At 66.8% G+C, this 20,560-nt stretch carries 23 protein-coding genes; all 23 read left to right on the top strand.

Going from position 1 to position 20,560, the window contains the following annotated elements; translation table 11 throughout:
• A partial coding sequence (locus AC5P7E_RS20150; RefSeq protein ID WP_495213708.1) for a flagellin occupies positions 1-1,183 on the top strand: 1,183 nt, incomplete at its 5' end.
• A gap of 440 nt (positions 1,184-1,623) precedes the next feature.
• Positions 1,624-3,042, top strand: coding sequence for a flagellar filament capping protein FliD (fliD, locus tag AC5P7E_RS20145; protein WP_043033573.1), 1,419 nt, complete (start codon positions 1,624-1,626; stop codon positions 3,040-3,042).
• A gap of 128 nt (positions 3,043-3,170) precedes the next feature.
• Entirely contained in the window at positions 3,171-3,587 is a 417-nt protein-coding gene (gene fliS, locus AC5P7E_RS20140) for a flagellar export chaperone FliS (protein ID WP_005409561.1), read from the top strand.
• On the top strand, positions 3,584-3,877 hold the full coding sequence (locus AC5P7E_RS20135; protein ID WP_005409560.1) for a hypothetical protein: 294 nt from the start codon (positions 3,584-3,586) through the stop codon (positions 3,875-3,877). The genes fliS and AC5P7E_RS20135 overlap by 4 nt, the downstream gene beginning before the upstream one ends.
• Positions 3,874-4,452, top strand: a complete 579-nt coding sequence (locus AC5P7E_RS20130; RefSeq protein WP_005413262.1) for a PilZ domain-containing protein — start codon at positions 3,874-3,876, stop codon at positions 4,450-4,452. Before AC5P7E_RS20135 ends, AC5P7E_RS20130 begins: the two co-directional genes overlap by 4 nt.
• 92 nt (positions 4,453-4,544) lie before the next feature.
• Positions 4,545-5,177, top strand: coding sequence for a response regulator (locus AC5P7E_RS20125; RefSeq protein ID WP_005413261.1), 633 nt, complete (start codon positions 4,545-4,547; stop codon positions 5,175-5,177).
• Positions 5,178-5,615: 438 nt separating this feature from the next.
• Positions 5,616-7,025 (top strand): RNA polymerase factor sigma-54, encoded by a 1,410-nt coding sequence (gene rpoN / locus AC5P7E_RS20120; protein WP_005409557.1) that lies wholly within the window; start codon positions 5,616-5,618, stop codon positions 7,023-7,025.
• A gap of 14 nt (positions 7,026-7,039) precedes the next feature.
• A complete protein-coding gene (locus AC5P7E_RS20115) occupies positions 7,040-7,417 on the top strand; it encodes a response regulator (protein ID WP_005409556.1) in 378 nt (125 codons plus the stop codon).
• The gene (locus tag AC5P7E_RS20110; protein WP_114618424.1) at positions 7,414-8,919 is read left to right on the top strand and encodes a sigma-54 dependent transcriptional regulator; all 1,506 of its coding nucleotides are present in this window, start codon (positions 7,414-7,416) and stop codon (positions 8,917-8,919) included. Before AC5P7E_RS20115 ends, AC5P7E_RS20110 begins: the two co-directional genes overlap by 4 nt.
• A 222-nt stretch (positions 8,920-9,141) precedes the next feature.
• Complete coding sequence (locus tag AC5P7E_RS20105) at positions 9,142-9,540, top strand: hypothetical protein (RefSeq protein WP_231347465.1); 399 nt, start codon at positions 9,142-9,144, stop codon at positions 9,538-9,540.
• Positions 9,541-9,670: 130 nt separating this feature from the next.
• The gene (locus AC5P7E_RS20100) at positions 9,671-10,087 is read left to right on the top strand and encodes a hypothetical protein (RefSeq protein ID WP_495222864.1); all 417 of its coding nucleotides are present in this window, start codon (positions 9,671-9,673) and stop codon (positions 10,085-10,087) included.
• A gap of 476 nt (positions 10,088-10,563) precedes the next feature.
• A complete protein-coding gene (fliE, locus tag AC5P7E_RS20095) occupies positions 10,564-10,929 on the top strand; it encodes a flagellar hook-basal body complex protein FliE (protein WP_005409552.1) in 366 nt (121 codons plus the stop codon).
• Positions 10,930-10,942: 13 nt separating this feature from the next.
• A complete protein-coding gene (fliF, locus tag AC5P7E_RS20090) occupies positions 10,943-12,589 on the top strand; it encodes a flagellar basal-body MS-ring/collar protein FliF (RefSeq protein WP_005409551.1) in 1,647 nt (548 codons plus the stop codon).
• A 7-nt stretch (positions 12,590-12,596) separates the two neighbouring features.
• Positions 12,597-13,583, top strand: a complete 987-nt coding sequence (gene fliG / locus AC5P7E_RS20085; protein WP_024958226.1) for a flagellar motor switch protein FliG — start codon at positions 12,597-12,599, stop codon at positions 13,581-13,583.
• Positions 13,580-14,221, top strand: a complete 642-nt coding sequence (locus AC5P7E_RS20080) for a FliH/SctL family protein (RefSeq protein ID WP_005409549.1) — start codon at positions 13,580-13,582, stop codon at positions 14,219-14,221. Before fliG ends, AC5P7E_RS20080 begins: the two co-directional genes overlap by 4 nt.
• Complete coding sequence (locus AC5P7E_RS20075; RefSeq protein ID WP_005413257.1) at positions 14,218-15,603, top strand: FliI/YscN family ATPase; 1,386 nt, start codon at positions 14,218-14,220, stop codon at positions 15,601-15,603. Before AC5P7E_RS20080 ends, AC5P7E_RS20075 begins: the two co-directional genes overlap by 4 nt.
• Positions 15,604-15,606: 3 nt before the next feature.
• Positions 15,607-16,074, top strand: coding sequence for a flagellar export protein FliJ (gene fliJ / locus AC5P7E_RS20070; RefSeq protein ID WP_005413256.1), 468 nt, complete (start codon positions 15,607-15,609; stop codon positions 16,072-16,074).
• Positions 16,074-17,231 (top strand): flagellar hook-length control protein FliK, encoded by a 1,158-nt coding sequence (locus AC5P7E_RS20065; RefSeq protein WP_099561932.1) that lies wholly within the window; start codon positions 16,074-16,076, stop codon positions 17,229-17,231. Before fliJ ends, AC5P7E_RS20065 begins: the two co-directional genes overlap by 1 nt.
• A 246-nt stretch (positions 17,232-17,477) precedes the next feature.
• The gene (locus AC5P7E_RS20060; RefSeq protein WP_099498300.1) at positions 17,478-17,993 is read left to right on the top strand and encodes a flagellar basal body-associated FliL family protein; all 516 of its coding nucleotides are present in this window, start codon (positions 17,478-17,480) and stop codon (positions 17,991-17,993) included.
• Between the two features lie 10 nt (positions 17,994-18,003).
• Complete coding sequence (fliM, locus tag AC5P7E_RS20055; RefSeq protein WP_005409544.1) at positions 18,004-19,008, top strand: flagellar motor switch protein FliM; 1,005 nt, start codon at positions 18,004-18,006, stop codon at positions 19,006-19,008.
• Complete coding sequence (gene fliN / locus AC5P7E_RS20050) at positions 19,005-19,340, top strand: flagellar motor switch protein FliN (RefSeq protein ID WP_005409543.1); 336 nt, start codon at positions 19,005-19,007, stop codon at positions 19,338-19,340. Before fliM ends, fliN begins: the two co-directional genes overlap by 4 nt.
• On the top strand, positions 19,337-19,756 hold the full coding sequence (gene fliO, locus AC5P7E_RS20045) for a flagellar biosynthetic protein FliO (RefSeq protein WP_005409542.1): 420 nt from the start codon (positions 19,337-19,339) through the stop codon (positions 19,754-19,756). The genes fliN and fliO overlap by 4 nt, the downstream gene beginning before the upstream one ends.
• Position 19,757: 1 nt before the next feature.
• A complete protein-coding gene (fliP, locus tag AC5P7E_RS20040) occupies positions 19,758-20,537 on the top strand; it encodes a flagellar type III secretion system pore protein FliP (RefSeq protein ID WP_049404621.1) in 780 nt (259 codons plus the stop codon).
• Positions 20,538-20,560 lie beyond the last annotated feature (23 nt).

Genomic DNA, 20,560 nt, shown 5'->3' with positions numbered 1-20,560 from the left:
TGCTCAGCGTAACCTGAGCACCAGCGGCAGCTCGCTGGCCACCACCATCCAGCGCCTGTCCTCCGGTTCGCGCATCAACAGCGCCAAGGACGACGCCGCCGGTCTGGCGATCTCCGAGCGCTTCGGCACGCAGATCCGCGGTACCGACGTCGCCATCCGCAATGCCAACGACGGCATCTCGCTGGCCCAGGTCGCCGAAGGTTCGCTGACCGAAATCGGCAACAACCTGCAGCGCGTCCGCGAGCTGTCGGTGCAGGCGTCCAACGCCACCAACTCCGCCAGCGACCGCAAGGCGCTGCAGGCCGAAGTGACCCAGCTGGTCAGCGAAATCGACCGCGTCGCCAAGCAGTCGGACTTCAACGGCACCAAGCTGCTGGACGGCTCGTTCTCCAGCCAGCTGTTCCAGGTCGGCGCCAATGCGGGCCAGGCCATTGCCATCGACAAGACCATCGATGCCAAGGCCAATGCCTTGGGTGGTGCGATGTTCGATTCGGTCAGCTTCACCATCGCCGCTCCGACAGACGGCGCAACCGGCGTGAAGGTCAGCGGCATGACCATCACCAACGGCGCAGGTTCGGCAATCAGCATCGCCGACATCGACGTGGCCGCCCAGGGCGGTGCCGATGGCACCAAGACCCAGGACGCCGCCACCAAGGCCATGGTCGCTGCGATCAATGCCAAGATCGGTGAGACCGGCGTCCTGGCCGAGGTCGACGCTGCCGGTGGTGGCAAGATCAACCTGAGCTCGGTCAAGGACAGCGTCGACAAGAATGGCGCCTTCCTCGGTATCGCCGTGGAAACCGGCACCTGGACCGGCATCGCCACCGGCCCGGGCGACATCACCGCCAGCACCACCGCAGTGGCCAAGAGCTTCGCCGACAAGATCGACGTGTCCACCGTGAAGGGTGCACAGCAGGCGATGGAAGTGGTCGACAAGGCCCTGGGTGCGATCAACAGCACCCGCGCTGACCTCGGTGCGATCCAGAACCGCTTCACCTCGGTCGTCGCCAACCTGCAGACCTCGTCGGAAAACCTGTCGGCGTCGCGCAGCCGCATCAAGGACACCGACTTCGCCAAGGAAACCGCAGAGCTGACCCGCACCCAGATCCTGCAGCAGGCCGGTACGGCCATGCTGGCCCAGGCCAACCAGGTGCCGCAGGGCGTGCTCAGCCTGCTGCGCTGATCCACGGCAAGAAGGCGCCGCTACCGTCGGGTCGAACCGACGGTAGCGGCAACCGGGAAGCCACGATGCACGAAGGCGCGGGCCATGCCCGGCCCGGGATCACTCCCGAACCGGCTTGGCATCGCCCGCTCCTGCGGACCTCTCTTTCAGCGCTGTACCTTTGACTGTACGTACCGGGCGGCTTCGTCTCCCCCCGATTGTCAGTAGCCTGATCCCTCCCCTGCATTGGGGGAGGGCTTTTTGCAGACTCCCGGCAGCCCGCGGTGAACCTACCCGCACCCTGCCCCAGCCCTCCTGCAACCCGCGTGCCAGAACCTGCGCCAGACCATTGGCACGGCACGTGCATCAACGAAGTCCTCAAGACCCAGCGGCGCAGGCCGCTATTTTCGTTGACGACGGGCCACCGCACGACGGCCAGGCCCGGATACCAGGAGAATCACATGGCAAGCTTTGGATACGGTGGCATTGGCTCGGGGCTCAACATCTCGGACATCGTCAACCAGCTGGTCGCAGCCGACCGCAAGCCCGCCGACAACGCGCTGAACCTGCAGCAGTCCAAGGCCAAGATGCAGCTGTCGTCGATCGGCACTGTCACTTCAGCCTTCGACAAGCTGAAGACCGCGCTGACCGCACTGAAGGCCACCACCGCCTTCGATACCCGCACCGTGACCGCCACCGGCAAGGCGCAACCCGCCAACACCGACGACGTGCTGACGGCCTCGGTGGCACTGTACGACCTGGGCACGACCAAGGCAGCGGCCTCCAATGGCACCCACCAGGTGGAGGTGAAATCCCTTGCCACCGCACACAAGCTGATTGCCAATACCTCGGTAGGGAAGACCGACACCTTCGGCGCCGGAACCTTGACGCTGACCGTTGGCGTTGGCGACAAGGCAAAGACGATGAAGGTCGAGGTGGAAGCCGGCGATACGCTGACCACCGTGCGCAACAAGATCGACGCCGCAGGCCGGAAGGAAGGCGTGCAGGCGACCCTGATCGCCTCGGGCGACAACCAGTACCTGTCGATCGCCCAGGAAAAGACCGGCGCCGCCAATGCCATCAAGCTCGAATACGGCGGCAGCGACCCGAAACTGACCGCACTGGTGGGCAGCCTCCAGGAAAACACCGCGGCAGCCGATGCCGAGCTGACCATCGATGGCGTCACGGTGGTCAGCGCCAGCAACACCGTGGCCGACGCCGTGCCGGGGTTGACCCTGAACCTCAAGGTCAAGGGCAAGAGCACCGTCGTGATCAGCACCGATACCACTGCAGCCACCAAGGTGATGCAGGAGTTCGTGACCGCCTACAACGCAGCAATCGCGGCGATCAACACCGAGACCAAGTACGACGCCAAGACCAAGGAAGCCGCCACGCTGACCGGCGACGCGCAGATGCGTGGTGCCTCCAGCCAGTTGCGCTCGGTGATGTCGGGCGTGCTGAAGGAACTGTCCGCCGATGGCCTGGACCCGAAAACGCTGGGACTGCAGACGCGTGGCTACCCCAACGCCGACGGCAGCCTGGTGCTGGACGCCACCAAGTTTGCCGCCGCGCTGGCCAGTCAGCCCGAGAAGATCCGCTCGGCAATCACCGGTGACACCGGCGGTGCCGGCACGCTCTACACCATGGTCGACGGCTACGTCAGCACCACGGTCGGCAAGGAAGGCGCATTCGTCGCCCGCACCAAGGGCCTCAACACCACGCTGGACAACATCGACAAGCGCCGCAAGGACCTCGACACGCGCATGAAGAACGTGGAGGAGCGCTACAAGAAGCAGTTCATCGCGCTGGACAGCCTGATGGGCAAGCTGCAGCAGAGCAATACGTCGCTGCAGCAGCAGCTGGCACAGCTGAACCGCTAAAGGACGGCGTGCAACGCTCAAGTTTGGCGTGTAACGCACCGATAACGGACGCAACAGCAATCAACGCCGCACCGCCGGAAGCGGTCCCCACGACCTGCCGGCGGCACCCCGCGCAAGGAGAATCACGAATGTACGGTTCCAGCCGTCAATATGCCGAGCAGTACCGCCAGGTGGGAGTGACCAGTGCGGTCGCCGATGCCGATCCGCACAAGCTGGTGGCGATGCTGCTGGCCGGCGCGCTGGAGCGCGTGCGGCGCGCCCTGGCCAGCCTCGAGCGTGGCGACCAGGCCGGCAAGGGCAAGGCGATCGGCGAGGTCTGCGCGATCGTCGGCCACCTCAATGGCTCGCTGGATCATGAGGCTGGCGGTGAAATCGCCGGGAACCTGTCGGCACTCTACGACTACGTGCTGCAGCGCCTGACCGAGGCCAACCTGCACAACGACCGTGCCGCCCTCGATGAATCCCTGCAGTTGCTGGGCGAGATCGACAGCGCCTGGAATGCAATCCCGCAGGAACAGCGCCGCCCGGCCGCGGTGGCGCCATGAGCCTGCACGAACTGCACACCCAGCTGGACGCCTTCGAAAAGGCCCTGGGCGAAGACGCCCTCGACCAGGCCGACAGCCTGCTAGACGGTCACGACAGCACGCTGCATGCCCTGCTCAGCCAGCCGCTGACCTCGGACGACCACGCACCACTCAGTGCGCTGTTCGAGCGCCAGCAGAACCTGCTGGGCCTGCTGCGCCAGCGTCGCGATGCGGTGGCAGCACTGATGAATGACGGCCAGCGCTCTCTTCGCGCGGCCCATGCCTACCTGCAGGCAGAATCGCTGGCATGACCCAACTGCCGACAACGTCGCTGCACCATCCCGCCGAAAGCGAGCTGTTCGACGAAACGCTCAGCTGCGAGCTGGCACTGCCCGCCGAATTCCAGGCAGGCAGTGGCACCGGCCGTACCGGCAGTGCCGAGGGCCTGCTGCGCAGCCTGGCGCTGGTTGAAGACAGCCGCGTTGACGAGCATGACGACCGCAATGAAGCCAGCCTGCAATTGCAGCGGCTGGAGGCGAAGCTGGATCTGGCGATGGTGCTGCTTGGCCGCCTGGTCCGCCAGCAGGGCCAGGAACTGACCCTGCGCCCGGTGCGCTGGTCGCGCCGTGGCATCCGCCTGCAACTGGGCCCGCGCAGTGGCGCCAGCCCCGGCCAGGCGGGCCTGGTCCGTCTGCAGCCCAGTGATTGGCTGCCCGACCATATCGACCTGCCGGTGGAAGTGATTGCCGAAGCGGCCGATGGCGGCGGCGGCCACTATCTGTGGCTGCGCTTCCAGCGCCTTGGCGATGGCCTGGAAATGGCCATGGAGCGCCACCTGTTCCGCCTGCACCGGCGCCAGGTGGCCGAGGCACGCCGGGCGCGCTGAAACCTGCCACCATCACGCTTGGCGGGCAAGCCTTGGCGCGCCCGTTCAGCTAAGTTAAGGTGGACTCCCCTACACGGACCTGCTGCGTGCCTGTGCGAGTTCTCATCGTCGACGATCACACCCTGGTCCGCGCCGGCCTGGCGCGGCTGCTGCAGGGGTTTGCCGACGTGCAGCTGGTTGCAGAGGCCAGCAACGCCGAACAGGCGCTGCAGCTGGCCCTGCAGCACGCCCCGGACGTGGTCCTGATGGACCTGTCATTGCCTGGCCGTACGGGTCTGGAAGCGCTCAGCGATATCCGGCTGCGCGCGCCCGGTACCCGGGTGGTGATGATGACCATGCACGACGATGCCGCTCACGTGCGCGATGCCCTGGATCGGGGCGCGGTCGGGTTCGTGGTCAAGGATGCAGCACCGCAGGAGTTGGAACTGGCGCTGCGCGCCGCACACGCCGGCCAGGTGTTCCTGAGCCCGCAGATCTCCGCCAAGATGCTGGCACCGATGCTGGGCCGCGAGAAGCCCACCGGCATCGCCGCGCTGTCGCCGCGCCAGCGCGAGATCCTGCGCCGCATCGGCAAGGGTGAGAGCAACAAGGAAATCGCCGCCGACCTCGGCATCAGCGTCAAGACAGTGGAAACCCACCGCGCACGCATGATGGAGTCACTGGGCTGCCGTCGCGCCAACGATCTGCTGCTGCTGGCCGCGCGCCATCAGCACGAGCTGGAGTAAGCGCCAGCCTCGGCGTGACGAAGCGATGGCTGGGTAGAGTTGGCTGTTGGTAGAGTCGACTGTCAGTCGACTTGCGCGCGGAGCGCGGAACTTTTCCTTGGTCTGATCGGAGAGCAGTCGACTGACAGTCGACTCTACCGGTGATCGTCTCTATCGACAGCCGACGCAGCCAACCCGCACCCGGCGTCGAATTCCCGTCATCCCGACACTCCCCGACAGGAATCCGTACACGGTGCAGCCCGATCAATCCCGGCCTTGCACCGGAAATCAGCAACTTAGCAGCGATCATCGTCAACATTCCGCACCACTGTAGGGAATACCCCTACACGCCGTAAGGAAATTCACGAAGCTCCTCAGGAACCCCCCGATTCCGCCACCGCCGGATCAAAAGCAAGATGCGTTCCACAAGGCGCCGGGGAGCGGCGCCGGGGAACCACGATGAAGGCTGCACTCTCGACCCAGCTGGGCCAACAACTTCACCTCACCCCGCAGCTGCTGCAGTCGATCCGGCTGCTGCAGCTTGATGGCCTGCACCTGGAACAGGAAATCCAGCGCCTGCTGGACTCCAATCCCCTGCTGGAAATCGAAGAGCCCGAAGCACCGGCCGCCGACGCCACCGACGTTGCCACCGCGACGCTGGAAACCGCCGCGTTCGACGAGCTGCCGGAGTCGTCGATGTGGGACGTGGCCGGCGCCAGCTGGCAGGACGGCGACGACGACCGCATGGCGCGCATCGCCGCCGGCGAATCCACCGACCCGCAGCTGCGCGTGCTGCAGCGCCTGTCGCTGGACATGGATGATCGCCAGCTGGCAGTGGCCGCATTCTGGCTGGACCACTGCGACGAGGCTGGCTACCTGCAGGCGCCACTGGGCCAGCTGCAGCTGCTGGCCAGCGCCCAGTTCGACATCGACGCCGACGGCGTCGAAGCCATCCGCCAGCAGCTGCTGCACGGTGACCCGGCCGGCATGGCCGCCCAGGACCTGCGCGAGGGCCTGCAGGCGCAGCTGCGCAGCCTGCACGGCGCGGTGCCTGCCCGCCACCTGGCCACGCGCATCCTGGACGGCGCGCTCGATGCGCTGGCCGCACATGATTACCCCGCCCTCGCCCGCCAGCACGACGCCGAGATCGACGATGTGCGCGAAGCGGTACGCCTGATCCTGTCGCTGCAGCCACGCCCAGGCGACAGCCTGCTGCCGGAACGCAATGCCGTTGTGGTTCCGGATGTGGTCGCCTGGCACGCCGATGGCCAGTGGAAAGTGGCATTGAACCCGGCCACCAGTCGCCGCGTCTCCATCAACAGCCAGTACGAACAGGCGCTGGCAGAGACCAGTGAGGCCGCCCCGGCACTGCGCGAGATGCTGCAGGAAGCGCGCTGGTTCAGCCGCGGCCTGTCGATGCGCTACGACACCCTGCTGCGCACCGCGCGGGTGATCGTCGAGCGCCAGGCCGCGTTCCTGGTGCGTGGCGAGGAAGCCATGGCACCGCTGACCCTGAAGGAAGTGGCCGAGGAAATCGGCATGCACGAGTCCACCGTCTCGCGCATCACCACCGGCAAGTTCCTGCAGACCCCGCGCGGCACCTTCGAACTGAAGCACTTCTTCGCCGTCCGACTGGAAGGCGCCAGCGTCTCCGGGCAGGCGGTCAAGGCCATGGTCCGCCGCCTGATCGACGCCGAACCGGCCGGTCGGCCACTGGCCGATGAGGCGATCGCCGGCCTGTTGTCACGCCAGGGGGTGAACATTGCCCGCCGAACCGTCGCAAAATACCGGGAACAACTGGACATCGCCCCGGCCCGTGAACGGCGCCGGCTCGGCGCCAGGCAACCACAGCTGGCCCGGGTGGGCTGAAAAGGATGTTGCACATGAACAAGCTTACCGTCCTGCTGGTCGATGACCACGAGGGCTTCATCAACGCGGCAATGCGCCACTTCCGCAAGATCGACTGGCTGCAGATCGTCGGCAGCGCCGGCAACGGCCTGGAAGCGATCGAGCGTTCGGAAACGTTGCGCCCGCAGGTCGTATTGATGGATCTGGCAATGCCTGAGATGGGCGGCCTGCAGGCCACCCGCCTGATCAAGTCGCAGGACGACGCACCGTACATCGTGATCGCCAGCCACTTCGACGACGCCGAGCACCGCGAGCACGCGCTGCGTGCCGGTGCCGACAATTTCGTCAGCAAGCTGTCCTACATCCAGGAAGTCATGCCGATCCTGGAAGGCCTCAGGGAGGAACAGTCGTGAGCGAATCGCGCATCCTTGTGCTGGACAACGACGCCGTGCGTGCAGAGCGCACCGTTGCCCTGCTGGAGTTCATGGACTTCAACCCGCGCTGGGTCTCCGACGCGGCCGACTTCGATCTGGGCCGGCAGCGCCAGAACGATTGGATGGCAGTGATCGTCGGCAGCCTAGACGACAACGCCGCCAGCACCGCACTCTACAACTGGCTGGGCGGCAGCAGCCTGCCACCGCCGGTACTGCTGGCCGACGGTGATGCCGCAGCCTTCGCGCAGCAGCACGGCCTGCACGAAGCCAACATCTGGCCGCTGGAGACGCCGCTGCGCCACGCGCAGATGGAAGCCCTGCTGCGCCGCGCCAGCCTCAAGCGCCTGGATGCCGAGCACCAGGCCGGTGCGGCGCAGGAGCAGGGACCGACCGGCAACGGCCCGGCGGTCACCGCGCTGCGCACCATGATCGAGCAGGTCGCCGCGTTCGACACCACCGTGCTGGTGCTGGGCGAATCCGGCACCGGCAAGGAAGTGGTGTCGCGCGCCATCCACCAGCGCTCGCCGCGCCGTGATGGCCCGTTCGTGGCGATCAACTGCGGCGCCATTCCGGCCGACCTGCTGGAAAGCGAACTGTTCGGTCACGAAAAGGGTGCCTTCACCGGCGCATTGACCGCGCGCAAGGGCCGCTTCGAGATGGCCGAAGGCGGCACCCTGCTGCTGGACGAAATTGGCGACATGAGCCTGCCGATGCAGGTGAAGCTGCTGCGCGTGCTGCAGGAACGCAGCTTCGAGCGCGTCGGTGGCAACCAGACCATCCGCTGCAATGTTCGCGTCGTGGCCGCGACCCATCGCGACCTGGAAACCCGCATCGCCGAAGGCAAGTTCCGCGAGGATCTGTTCTACCGCCTCAACGTGTTCCCGATCGACGTGCCCGCCCTGCGCGAGCGCCGCGAAGACCTGCCGGCGCTGGTGGAAACCATCGCCGCACAGCTGGCACGAACCGGTCGTGGCGAAGTGCGCTTCACCCCGGAAGCCCTGCAGGCACTGGCCGGCTACGAGTGGCCGGGCAACGTGCGCGAGCTGACCAACCTGGTCGAGCGCCTGGCCGTGCTGCATCCGGGTGGATCGGTGCGCGTACAGGACCTGCCGGCCCGCTACCGTGGCGATGCCGCGCTGGCCGCCGTCGCTACGCCGGCGCCGGCACAGCCCGCCACCAACGAAGAGCGACTGGACCTGCGCAGCTTCTCGTTCCACACGCCCGGCAGCGGCAACCAGCCGGCGCTGGAGCACGGCATCGCCGTCAATCGCCCGGCGGCACCGGCCGCCCTGCCCGACGAAGGCATGGACCTGCGCAACCACATGGCCAACATCGAACTGGGCCTGATCAACGAAGCACTGGAACGCACCCAGGGCGTGGTCGCCCACGCCGCCCAGCTGCTCGGCCTGCGCCGCACCACCCTGGTGGAAAAGCTGCGCAAGTACGGCATCGAGCGCGAGCAGGCCGAACTGGCCGGCTGACGCGCGCTACCAGCATGAAGGGGGCACGAACGCCTGGGCTTGCCCGGGCGTTGGTGTTTCTGGGATTTGCAACTATTCCCGATGCGCTTCGCTCCGGGACGCAATAGCCTCAAGGGTTGCGATTGCCACCGAGGAATGTCATGAGCGAGACCTTTGAAGGCTCCATGCAGGAAATACTGGAATCCATGCTCAGCGTTTGTCTGGAGTACGGGAGAGAATCGCGTGGATGGTGTGTACCTGTACGGCGCAGCGGAAGCTGGTACTTCCTCTGCAGACGTCTTCTATGAAATAGGTAGTGGCATCTACAGGATTCACGAGTTGAACGACTCTCCCGTCGCCCGGGATGGGCAGCAGTTTGATGTATCAGATGACCGTGGGTTCGCCTTGCTGAACCTTCTTCTGGACGACTTTGACCGCTTGATTGAGCTTCATGAAGGTCACAATCGGGAGCCTCCTACCCAGCTAAAGGCGCACTTCGACGCCGTTACTGGAAAGCTAAGCCTCAAGTTCAGCCATGACCTTCATTTCACCAATACCGAGGATCTCCTACCGAGTGACTTTTTCGAAGCGTGGCTCCAGGAAGTGAAGGAGCGCACCTCAAACGCCAATGTCGACGGTTAGCCGGGAGCGCAATTCCGGAACGAAGATGAGGCCACCGTGGTCAGCTGACTCCGTTTCATTTGCACGTTTTCCTAGAGACAACGCAGCCGCAGTGCGGTGCATTGCAGGGACACCCCAAGGAGCTCCCACCATGCACCGCACCACCCTGCTAGCCGCCCTGCTCTTCCCGGTCCTGGCCACTGCCGCCAACTGCTCCCTGCCGACCGCTCTGGACCAACGCCAGTTCACCAACCTCAGCGACCCGCTGTACGCACCGGACAACCCCAACGCCGGGCGCATGGTGCAGGTCAGCTTTGACAACAACCAGTACGTGTTGGACATCCTCGGCACCGACCTCCGCATCGACGGTAGCTACCGCTATCAACGCCTGGCCCCGCATATCGCGGAAATCCAGATGACCGAGGCCTACCCGGCCGGTCCCGCCCACTACACCCTGCTGCTGACCTGCCAGAGCGACCACCAGGGCCGCTTCATCTACACCCAGCACGACGGACCCATTGCCCCGCTCCAGCGCCAGAATTCCGGCCGCTGGCCCCTGCAGCCGTAGGCCAGAAAACCGACGCCGGTTAAATGGCGCCACGACCGGAGTCAGAGCCCGTTGCGTTGCAACGGGATCCGACCCCGTGCCGACCAACGGTCGGCACCCACCATCATCAGAAGCACCATCAGAAGCACCATCAGACGCAGGTTCCAACAGATCGCGGCCACCTGTCGAAGGCGGGGTGGGTCCGGTTGCGGGGGCGTGAGCGCCATGGATGGCGCGACCGAGCCTCCATGGACGGATTTACGGCGTCCCCCGTAACCGGACCCAGCCCGCCAACCATCAGTAGCCCCGCTTTTGCTGTTGCTTCGGCCGTTGCCGCTGAGGTTGCCGGCCAGCGGCCGGCACTACCGCGGGGAGCGGGGTGCAACCCCGCACGCACATCCAACCTCCTCACTTCACTGAATCGAAAACCGGTTTCGGCACGGCACTTGCACTGGCTACAGCAGACAACCCCATCCCTGTTTCTGGAACCGTTGCAGATGTCCCACTCCGTCACTTCGATCCTTTCGCAGATCCGCTCCTATCAGACCCAGATGGGACAGCCGGCGCTCAACCCGCTGGGCGAAACGCCTCGCAGCAACGCCCTGCCGGGCACGGTGCTGGATGCACCGCAGGCCCAGCCGGCCAGCTTCACCGAAACCCTGCGTGGTGCGATTGCCGGCGTCAACGATGCGCAACAGAAATCCGGCGCCCTCGCCAAGGCCTTCGAAATGGGCGACCCCAGCGCCGACCTCGCCAAGGTGATGGTCGCCTCGCAGCAGTCCCAGATCGCCTTCCGCGCCACCGTGGAAGTCCGCAACCGTCTCGTCCAGGCTTACCAGGACGTGATGAACATGCCGCTGTAAGGAATAGAGACGCATGGCACTGACGCTCTCCAAGGACAGCCTGAACGCCGAAAAGGCCGGGCAATGGTTCGACCGCCTGCAGAGCCTGCAGATCACCCGTCGGCTGGGCCTGATGGCGATGATCGCGGTGGCGGTGGCGGCAGGCCTGTCCGTGTTCTTCTGGTCGCAGAAGCCGGGCATGGTCCCGCTGTACACCGGCCTGGACCAGAAGGCCACCGCTGAAGCCACCGACCTGCTGCGCGCCGCGCAGATTCCGTTCGCGCTCGACCCGGCCACCGGTGGCATCACCGTGCCGGAAAAGAACCTGCACGACGCCCGCCTGAAGCTGGCCGGTTCCGGCCTGACCGACAGTGGCAAGCTCGGCTTCGAGCTGATGGAACGCGACCCGGGCTTCGGTGTGAGCCAGTTCGTCGAAAGCGCGCGCTATCAGCACGCGCTGGAAACCGAACTGTCGCGCACCATCAACACGCTGCGCCCGGTGCGCGATTCGCGCGTGCACCTGGCTATTCCCAAGCCCAGCGCCTTCACCCGCCAGCGCGACGTAGCCAGTGCCTCGGTCACCCTGGAACTGCGTGGTGGCCAGCAGCTGGAACGCAGCCAGGTGGATGCCATCGTGCACATGGTTGCGGCCAGCATCCCGGATCTCGCGCCGGAGCGGGTGACCGTGGTCGACCAGAGTGGGCGCATGCTCAGCATCACCGACCCGAACAGCGAAGCGGCGGTCAACGCTGCCCAGTTCGAGCAGGTGCGCCGCCAGGAAACCTCGTTCAACCAGCGTATCCGCGAGCTGCTGGAACCGATGACCGGCCCTGGCCGCGTCAACCCGGAAGTGAGCGTGGACATGGATTTCTCGGTGACCGAGGAGGCCCGCGAGCTGTACAACGGTGAGCCGCAGAAGCTGCGCAGCGAGCAGATGAGCGAGAACACCACCAGCACCCCTGGCCCGCAGGGTGTGCCGGGTGCGACCAGCAACAGCCCGCCGGGCCAGCAGGCTGCACCGGCCACCGCGCAGACCCCGACCGAAAGCAGCAAGAACGCCACCCGCAACTACGAGCTGGACCGCACCCTGCAGCACACCCGCCAGCCGGCAGGCCGCATCAAGCGCGTCTCGGTGGCGGTGCTGGTGGACAACGTGCCGCGCGCCGGCGCCAACGGCAAGATGAGCCCGCAGCCGCTGTCGGCCGCCGAACTGACCCGCGTCGAAGCGCTGGTCAAGCAGGCCGTCGGCTTCAACGCCGAGCGTGGCGATACCGTGTCGGTGATGAATGCCCCGTTCGTGCGGGATACCACGCCGGTCGAAGGGCCGGCCTGGTGGGAACTGCCGTGGGTGCACGATGCCGGCCGCATGCTGCTCGGCGCGGTGGTGGTGCTGGCGCTGCTGTTCGGCGTGCTGCGCCCGGCACTGCGTGCGATCACCGGCCAGAACAAGAAGAACGACGAACCGGCACTGGAACCGCATACCGCGGATGTGCAGCTGGTCGATGACGATGGCATGCCGCTGCCGGCGCTGGGCGCCGACCGGACCAGCCTGGCCGGACCAGACGCACTGGCCCTGCCGGTGGATTCTTATGAGGAACGACTGCGGATGGCGCGTGAAGCCGTGAAGACCGACTCCAAGCGCGTGGCCCAGGTGGTCAAGGGCTGGGTGGCCAATGACTGAGGCACAACTGACCGGCGTACAGCGCGCGGCCGTGCTGCTGCTGTCCCTGGGTGAGCTGGATGCGGCCGAAGTGCTGCGCCACATGGAACCCAAGGAGGTGCAGAAGATCGGCATCGCCATGGCCACCATGACCGACATCACCCGCGAGCAGGTGGAACGGGTGATGGACCAGTTCGGCCAGGAGCTGGGCTCGAAGACCTCGCTGGGCGTGGGCTCGGACGACTACATCCGCAACATGCTGGTGCAGGCGCTGGGCAGCGAGAAGGCCGGCAACCTGATCGACCGCATCCTGCTCGGCCGCAACACCACCGGCCTGGACGCGCTGAAGTGGATGGACCCGCGTGCGGTGGCCGACCTGGTGCGCAACGAGCACCCGCAGATCATCGCCATCGTGATGGCGCACCTGGAAACCGACCAGGCCGCCGACGCGCTGAAACTGCTGCCGGACCGTACCCGCGTGGACGTGCTGCTGCGCATCGCCACCCTCGACGGCATTCCGCCTAACGCACTCAATGAACTCAACGAGATCATGGAGCGCCAGTTCGCCGGCAACCAGAACCTGAAATCGTCCAACATCGGCGGCGTGCAGTGCGCGGCCAACATCCTGAACTTCATGGACAGCGGCCAGGACCAGGCGATCCTGGGAGAAATCGCCCGCATCGATGCGCCGTTGAGCAACCGCATCCAGGACCTGATGTTCGTGTTCGACGATCTGGTCGACCTGGATGACCGCGAAATGCAGCTGGTGCTGCGCGAAGTGAGCGGCGAGCGCCTGGGCCTGGCCCTGCGCGGTGCCGACATCAAGGTGCGCGACAAGATCACCCGCAACATGTCGCAGCGCGCGGCCGAAATCCTGCTGGAAGACATGGAAGCTCGTGGCCCGGTGCGCCTGTCCGACGTGGAAGGCGCGCAGCGCGAGATCCTGGCCATCGTCAAGCGCATGGCCGATGAGGGCACCGTCACGATCGGTGGCAGCGCGGAGGCCATGCTGTGAGCAACGTCGTGCGCTGGCTTGCCCCGGACCTGCTGGCCCAGCCTGAACCGGTGCTGGAGCAGGAGGATGCGTTCGAACTCACCGAGCCGGACCCGGAACACGAGCCGGAGCCGCCGCTGCAGCTGCCGACCCTGGAGGAGATCCAGGCCATCCAGGACAGCGCCGAGAAGGAAGGCTTCCAGCACGGCCATGCTGAAGGTTACGGCCAGGGTCAGGCCGAAGTGCGTCGCCTCGCCGCGCAGATCGAAGGCATCCTCGACAACTTCAGCCGCCCCCTGGTGCGGCTGGAGAACGAAGTGGTCGGCGCACTCGGTGAGCTGGCGGTACGCATCGCCGGTGCGCTGGTCGGCCGCGCCTATGAAGCTGACCCGGCACTGCTGGCACAGCTGGTCGGTGAGGCCATCGACGCGGTGGGTGGCAGCACCCGCGAGGTAGAAGTGCGACTGCATCCGGATGACATCGCCGCCCTCGCCCCGCTGTTGAGCCTGCCGCCACAACAGCGCCTGGTGCCAGACACCAGCCTCAGCCGCGGCGATCTACGCGTGCACGCCGAAGCCGTGCGCATCGACGGCACCCTGGAAGCCCGCCTGCGCGGCGCGCTGGACGCGGTGATCCGCCAGACCGGAGCCAATGCATGAACCCCGATCCGCAGCCGACGCCGCCACCGGCCGACTGGGCCATGGCCCGCAACCTGCGCCTGGCCCGTCGCCTCGATGGACTGCGCGTGGATACCGCCCATGGCCGTGGCCTGATCCGCGAAGGCGTGCTGCGCCGCGCGGTCGGACTGACCCTGGAAGCTGTCGGCTGCGAGGCGCCGCTGGGGGCCAGCTGCAAGGTGGAAGTGGTCGACGGCGGCTGGGTCGATGCCGAAGTGGTCGGCTTCGCCGGCGAGCGCACTTACCTGATGCCCAGTGCCGAGCTGCATGGCCTGTTGCCCAACGCCCGCGTGGTGCCGTCGGCGCGCCGCGGTGGCGTGGAAGTGGGCGAAGGTCTGCTTGGCCGCGTCATCGACAGCGATGGCGTGCCGCTGGACGGCAAGGGTCCGATCCGCGCCGAAGGCCATGTCGGCATGGCCGGCGTGTCGATCAATCCACTGGCGCGTGAACCGATCACCCAGCCGCTGGACGTGGGCGTGCGCGCGATCAACGCGCTGCTGCCGATCGGCCGCGGCCAGCGTGTCGGCCTGTTCGCCGGCTCCGGCGTCGGCAAGTCGACGCTGCTGGGCATGATGACCCGCTACACCGCCGCCGACGTGATCGTGGTCGGCCTGATCGGTGAACGTGGCCGCGAAGTGCGCGATTTCGTCGAGACCACGCTGGGCGAGGAAGGCCTCCGCCGCGCCGTGGTGGTGGCCAGTCCCGCCGACCGGCCGCCGCTGGCGCGCCTGCACGGTGCCTACCGCGCTACCGCCATCGCCGAATGGTTCCGCGACCAGGGACTGAACGTGCTGCTGCTGATGGACTCGCTGACCCGCTTCGCCCAGGCACAGCGCGAGATCGGCCTGTCGGTGGGCGAGCCGCCGACCACCCGCGGCTACCCGCCGTCGGTGTTCGCCAAGCTGCCGGCACTGGTCGAACGCGCCGGCAATGGCGCCAAGGGCCGTGGCTCGATCACTGCGTTCTACACGGTGCTGACCGAAGGCGATGATCCGCAGGACCCGATCGCCGATGCGGCGCGCGCGATCCTCGACGGCCACATCCTGCTCTCGCGGCGCGTGGCCGACAGCGGCCTGTACCCGGCCATCGACGTTGAATCGTCGGTCAGCCGTGTGGTCACGGAAATCGCCGACGAGCCGTGGCGCCTGCGCATCCGCAAATTGAAGCGACTGGTCTCGGCCTACTCGGCCAACCGTGACCTGATCGCCATCGGTGCCTACCAGCGCGGCAACGACGCGGCCACCGACGAAGCCCTGGAACGCTGGCCGGAAATCATGGAGTTCCTCGGCCAGGACGTTGCCAAGGCCGCAGATCTCCCGCACAGCCAGGCGGCGCTGCAGCGCCTGGTGGAACAAGAGAGTTAAGCCATGAACCAGTCCAAGCGCATTGATCCCCTGCTCAAGCGGGCCCAGGAACACGAGGACGCGGTCGCCCGCGACCTGGCCGAACGCCAGCGCGTGCTCGATACCCATCTATCGCGACTGGACGAACTGCGCCGCTACGCCGAGGAGTACGCCAACGCTCAGATGGCCGCCACCAGCCCGGCGCAGCTGCTCAACCGACGCGCTTTCCTCGACCGGTTGGACAGTGCCGTCGAACAGCAGCAGGCCACGGTCAATGGCAACCGCGAAAAGGTGGAAGCCGAGCGCGCCCGGCTGATCCTGGCCAGCCGTGACAAGGCCGTGCTGGAACAGCTGGCCGCGAGCTACCGCGCGCAGGAAAAAGTGGTGACCGACCGCCGCGACCAGCGCGAGATGGACGATATCGGTGCGCGCCGCGCGCGCCTGGTCCAGGCCGAAGACCAGGACGGCACCGAGCAGGGAGGTCGCTCGTGATGCCCTCCCCACTCGCCGGCAGTGCCAACCCTGCCACGCCGGCCACCAGCAACAGTGCGGCGCGCGCCCCGCGCAGCGAAGGCGGAAAGGACTTCAGCCAGCTGCTGCAGGACGGCGCGCCCTCTGCACCCGCCCCTGCCGGCAGCGCCACCACGCCGTCGCCATCCACGTCGAGCCAGCCGTCGACCACTGACAGCAGTGGCCAGGCACCAGGCGAACGCAGCGACGCCGAAGCGGTAACCGCTGAAGCGCCGCCGCTGCCGCCCGTTGCCGTGACCCCGGCTGCACCCGCTACCGACAAGGACAAGCCCGCCGCGACCGAAGACGCCCCTTGGCCGCCGCTCGGTCTGGCCGGCCTGGTGCTGGCGATGCCGACGCCCGTGGATGCGGCCGCTGCCCTGCCGACCACCGCTGCACCGTCGCAGGCCAGCGACGGCAGCGCACTGCCCGTTGCCCCTGCCGCGAACCCGGCACTGCCTGCAACCGCGCCAGCAGCGGCCACCGCAGCGACGGCCGACGGCAAACCGGCGGCGACCAGCGCGGACGATGCCACCGCGCTGCCACTGCCGGAGATGATCCTGCCCGGCAAGCGCAGCGAGCGCGGCGAAGGCAGCGACGTGGCTGTCCTCGGCGACCGCGCCAGTGCACCACTGCTGCATGCACCGGCGGGGGCCGCCGTACAGGACCTGAAGGCGGCGCTCGCCACCGGCAACGCGATCTTCAATGGCGAACCCACACCGAAGCCCGTGCTGGGTGACGACGGCTTCGACCAGGCCATCGGCGCACGCCTGGGCTGGCTGGCCGACCAGAAAATCGGCCACGCCCATATCCGCCTGAGCCCGGACGATATGGGCCCGGTCGACGTGCGCCTGCAGTTGAACGGCGACAAGGTGCACGCCAGCTTCAGCAGCCCGCACGTGGACGTGCGGCAGGCGCTGGAAAGCAGCCTGCCGCGCCTGCGCGAGCTGCTGGGCGAACAGGGCTTCCAGCTGGCACACGCTGATGTTGGCCACCAGGCCCCGGGGGGCGACGGCAATGCGTCGGGAGCATCTGGCAACGGTGGGACGGCCGGTGACGGAGAACCGTCGCCCGGCGACACCAACGTGTCGTCCGCACAGTTGATCCGCCAGCGCGGGTTGCTGGACGCCTACGCCTGACAGGCGTGCCAACCAAGGTTGGCACCCACCAGGGCAGTGCGGTTGGCACCCACCAGAGCGGGGCGGTCGGCACCCACCAGGGCACCGGGGCAATAGAGCCGCACCGGCCAGTATCGCGTTGGTGGGTGCGGAGCTTGCTCCGCACGGCCCCACCGCCCCCCGACGGAATTCCGTCGCACCCCTCTGCCCCGCCTTCGGCACACCCCTTGCATATCCCGGTGAAGCAACCCTCAGGAGCTTCACCCCGTGGCCGCAGCCGCTGACAAAACCAAGAAGACCGCCGAGAAGGACAAGGCCGCCAAGCCGCGCAGTCCGATCCTGATCACCGCGCTGGTGGCCGTACTGGCCGCCGCTGCCGCCGGTGGCGGCGTCTGGTTCTTCACCCAGTCCAAGCACGAAGACAAGGCCGCGCAGGCCCCGAAGAAGACCATGACCCCGGCACCGGCCCAGTATTTCGCGCTGGACCCGGCCTTCGTGGTCAACCTCAACGGCCCGGTCGACGGTCCGCGCTACCTGCAGCTGGAAGTGCAGCTGATGACCCGTGACCCGGCTGCGCTGGAAGCGATCAAGACCCATGCACCCGCCATCCGCGCACGCCTGCTGATGCTGTTTTCGCAGGTCAGCCCGGACCAGATCGCCGATGTCGCCGGCAAGCAGAAGCTGCAGGCTGCGTCGCTGGCCGAAGTGCAGAAAGTGCTCAAGGCCGAGACCGGCAGCAATGGTGCCGACGACCTGCTGTTCACCAGCTTCGTGACCCAGTAAGGGCCCACCGATGAATGATCTGTTGTCCCAGGACGAGATCGATGCCCTGCTCCACGGCGTGGACAGTGGCGCGGTCGAAACCGATCCGGAACCGCCGTCAGGCGAAGCGCGCTCGTACGACTTCGCCAGCCAGGACCGCATCATCCGCGGTCGCATGCCGACCCTGGAAATGGTCCACGAGCGTTTCGCGCGCCTGTGGCGGATCGGCCTGTTCAACCTGATCCGCCGCTCGGCCGAGCTGTCGGTGCGCGGCATCGAGCTGATCAAGTTCAACGACTACATGCACTCGCTGTATGTGCCGACCAACCTGAACCTGATCCGCTTCAAACCGCTGCGCGGTACCGGCCTGATCGTGTTCGAGCCGACCCTGGTGTTCGCCATCGTCGACAACTTCTTCGGTGGCGACGGGCGCTACCCCACCCGCATCGAAGGCCGCGAGTTCACCGCCACCGAAATGCGGGTGATCCACCTGCTGCTGAAGCAGACCTTCGCCGACCTGCGCGAGGCCTGGGCACCGGTGATGGACGTCGACTTCGAGTACATCAACTCGGAGATCAACCCGCACTTCGCCAACATCGTGACGCCACGCGAATACGTCGTGGTGTGCCGCCTGCACGTCGAACTCGATGGCGGCGGTGGCGACATCCACGTCACCCTGCCGTATTCGATGCTGGAGCCGATCCGCGAGCTGCTCGACGCAGGCATCCAGAGCGACCGCAACGACCGCGACGAGAGCTGGGGCAAGACCCTGCGTGAACAGCTCAACATCGCCGAAGTCACCCTGTCCAGCGTACTGGCCAGCAAGCGCATGACCCTGCGTGACCTGACCCAGCTGAAGGTCGGCGACATCCTGCCGATCGAGCTGAGCCCGCAGGTGCCGGTGTGCGTGGAGAACATCCCGGTGTTCACCGGCGAGTTCGGCATCGCCAACGGCATGAACGCCGTGAAGATCACCGCTACCCATCCGCCGGGCACCCGCCCGCGCGTACCCGTCATCCAGGAAGACCCGCAATGAACGATATCGACGCCCTCGAACCCACTCCGGCCCAGTTCAGCAGCCTGCAGGCCGATGAGGCGAACGGCCCGGACCTGAACCTGGACGTGATCCTCGACGTACCGGTGACGCTGTCGCTGGAAGTCGGTCGCGCGCGCCTGCCGATCCGCAACCTGCTGCAGCTCAACCAGGGTTCGGTGGTGGAACTGGAACGTGGTGCCGGCGAGTCGCTGGATGTGTTCGTCAACGGCACCCTGATCGCCCATGGCGAAGTGGTGGTGATCAATGACCGCTTCGGCGTGCGCCTGACCGATGTGGTCAGCCCGAGCGAGCGGATCCGGAGACTGCGTTGAGCCTGCTGGCCTCCACCCTGCTGGCGGTCGGCAAGACCGCCGCTCCGGCCGGACCGCAGATCGGCCAGCACGCAGCCGCCGCACCGAGCCTGTTCGGCGCGGTGCTGGCGCTGCTGGCAGTGCTGGCGCTGGTCATCGGCCTCGGCTGGCTGCTCAAGCGCCTGCCCGGCAGTGGTTTCCGCCCGGCCGAAGGCATGAAGGTGGTGGCCAGCCTGAGTGTCGGTGCCAAGGAGCGCGTGGTGGTGGTCGAGGTCAACGGCCAGCAGCTGCTGCTGGGCGTCACCGCCGGCGGCATCAACACCCTGCACACCCTGCCCGAACCGCTGCCGCCGCCCGCGCCCGTGCGCGTGCCGGACTTCAAGAATCTTCCGAATTTCGCCCAGCTGCTGCAGCAGCGGCTGCGCAAGGACCCCTGACATGCGTGTCGCCCGTACCCGTCTTGCCACCCTGATGCCGTGGCTGCTGATGCTCGCCCTGTGCCTGTTGCCGGCACTGGCCTTCGCTGCACCCGGCGCACCGACCACGCCACTGCCGGACATCAACGTCGGCAAGATCGGAGGTGCGCCGGTCAGCCTGCCGCTGCAGACCCTGCTGCTGATGACGGCGATCACCCTGATCCCGTCGATGTTGCTGGTGCTGACCTCGTTCACCCGCATCATCATCGTGCTGGGCCTGCTGCGCCAGGCGCTGGGTACCGGGCAGACCCCGTCCAACCAGGTGCTGCTGGGCCTGGCCCTGTTCCTCACCGCGATGGTGATGATGCCGACCTGGGACAAGGCCTGGAGCACCGGCATGGCGCCGTACCTCAATGGCGAGATCGACTTCCAGACCGCCTGGACGCTGACCACCACGCCGTTGCGCGGCTTCATGCTGGCGCAGATCCGGGAGACCGACCTGATGACCTTCGCCGGCATCGCCGGGCACGGCACCTACGCCAGCCCCGACGCGATCCCGTTCCCGGTACTGGTCGCATCGTTCGTCACCAGCGAACTGAAGACCGCCTTCGAAATCGGCTTCCTGATCTTCATCCCGTTCGTGATCATCGACCTGGTCGTGGCCAGCGTGCTGATGTCGATGGGCATGATGATGCTGTCGCCGATGCTGGTGTCGGCACCGTTCAAGATCCTGCTGTTCGTGCTGGTGGATGGCTGGGTGCTGACCGTGGGTACGTTGGCGGCGAGCTTCAATCCGGCGTGATTGAGAGGCAGTCGGGCATGGCC

Source organism: Stenotrophomonas sp. YJH_SMC_25 (assembly GCF_059369595.1).
The sequence above is the reverse complement of the archived record's forward strand: the minus strand, read 5'-3'. Positions and strand labels throughout refer to the sequence as shown.

Excerpts from the sequence above, each read along its gene's own strand:
- fliD (WP_043033573.1), top strand. The coding sequence starts at position 1,624 with ATGGCAAGCTTTGGATACGGTGGCATTGGCTCGGGGCTCAACATCTCG.
- fliE (WP_005409552.1), top strand. The coding sequence starts at position 10,564 with ATGTCCCACTCCGTCACTTCGATCCTTTCGCAGATCCGCTCCTATCAG.
- AC5P7E_RS20115 (WP_005409556.1), top strand. The coding sequence starts at position 7,040 with ATGAACAAGCTTACCGTCCTGCTGGTCGATGACCACGAGGGCTTCATC.
- AC5P7E_RS20065 (WP_099561932.1), top strand. The coding sequence starts at position 16,074 with ATGCCCTCCCCACTCGCCGGCAGTGCCAACCCTGCCACGCCGGCCACC.
- AC5P7E_RS20130 (WP_005413262.1), top strand. The coding sequence starts at position 3,874 with ATGACCCAACTGCCGACAACGTCGCTGCACCATCCCGCCGAAAGCGAG.
- fliM (WP_005409544.1), top strand. The coding sequence starts at position 18,004 with ATGAATGATCTGTTGTCCCAGGACGAGATCGATGCCCTGCTCCACGGC.
- AC5P7E_RS20135 (WP_005409560.1), top strand. The coding sequence starts at position 3,584 with ATGAGCCTGCACGAACTGCACACCCAGCTGGACGCCTTCGAAAAGGCC.
- rpoN (WP_005409557.1), top strand. The coding sequence starts at position 5,616 with ATGAAGGCTGCACTCTCGACCCAGCTGGGCCAACAACTTCACCTCACC.
- fliS (WP_005409561.1), top strand. The coding sequence starts at position 3,171 with ATGTACGGTTCCAGCCGTCAATATGCCGAGCAGTACCGCCAGGTGGGA.
- AC5P7E_RS20100 (WP_495222864.1), top strand. The coding sequence starts at position 9,671 with ATGCACCGCACCACCCTGCTAGCCGCCCTGCTCTTCCCGGTCCTGGCC.
- fliN (WP_005409543.1), top strand. The coding sequence starts at position 19,005 with ATGAACGATATCGACGCCCTCGAACCCACTCCGGCCCAGTTCAGCAGC.
- AC5P7E_RS20075 (WP_005413257.1), top strand. The coding sequence starts at position 14,218 with ATGAACCCCGATCCGCAGCCGACGCCGCCACCGGCCGACTGGGCCATG.
- fliJ (WP_005413256.1), top strand. The coding sequence starts at position 15,607 with ATGAACCAGTCCAAGCGCATTGATCCCCTGCTCAAGCGGGCCCAGGAA.
- fliP (WP_049404621.1), top strand. The coding sequence starts at position 19,758 with ATGCGTGTCGCCCGTACCCGTCTTGCCACCCTGATGCCGTGGCTGCTG.
- fliF (WP_005409551.1), top strand. The coding sequence starts at position 10,943 with ATGGCACTGACGCTCTCCAAGGACAGCCTGAACGCCGAAAAGGCCGGG.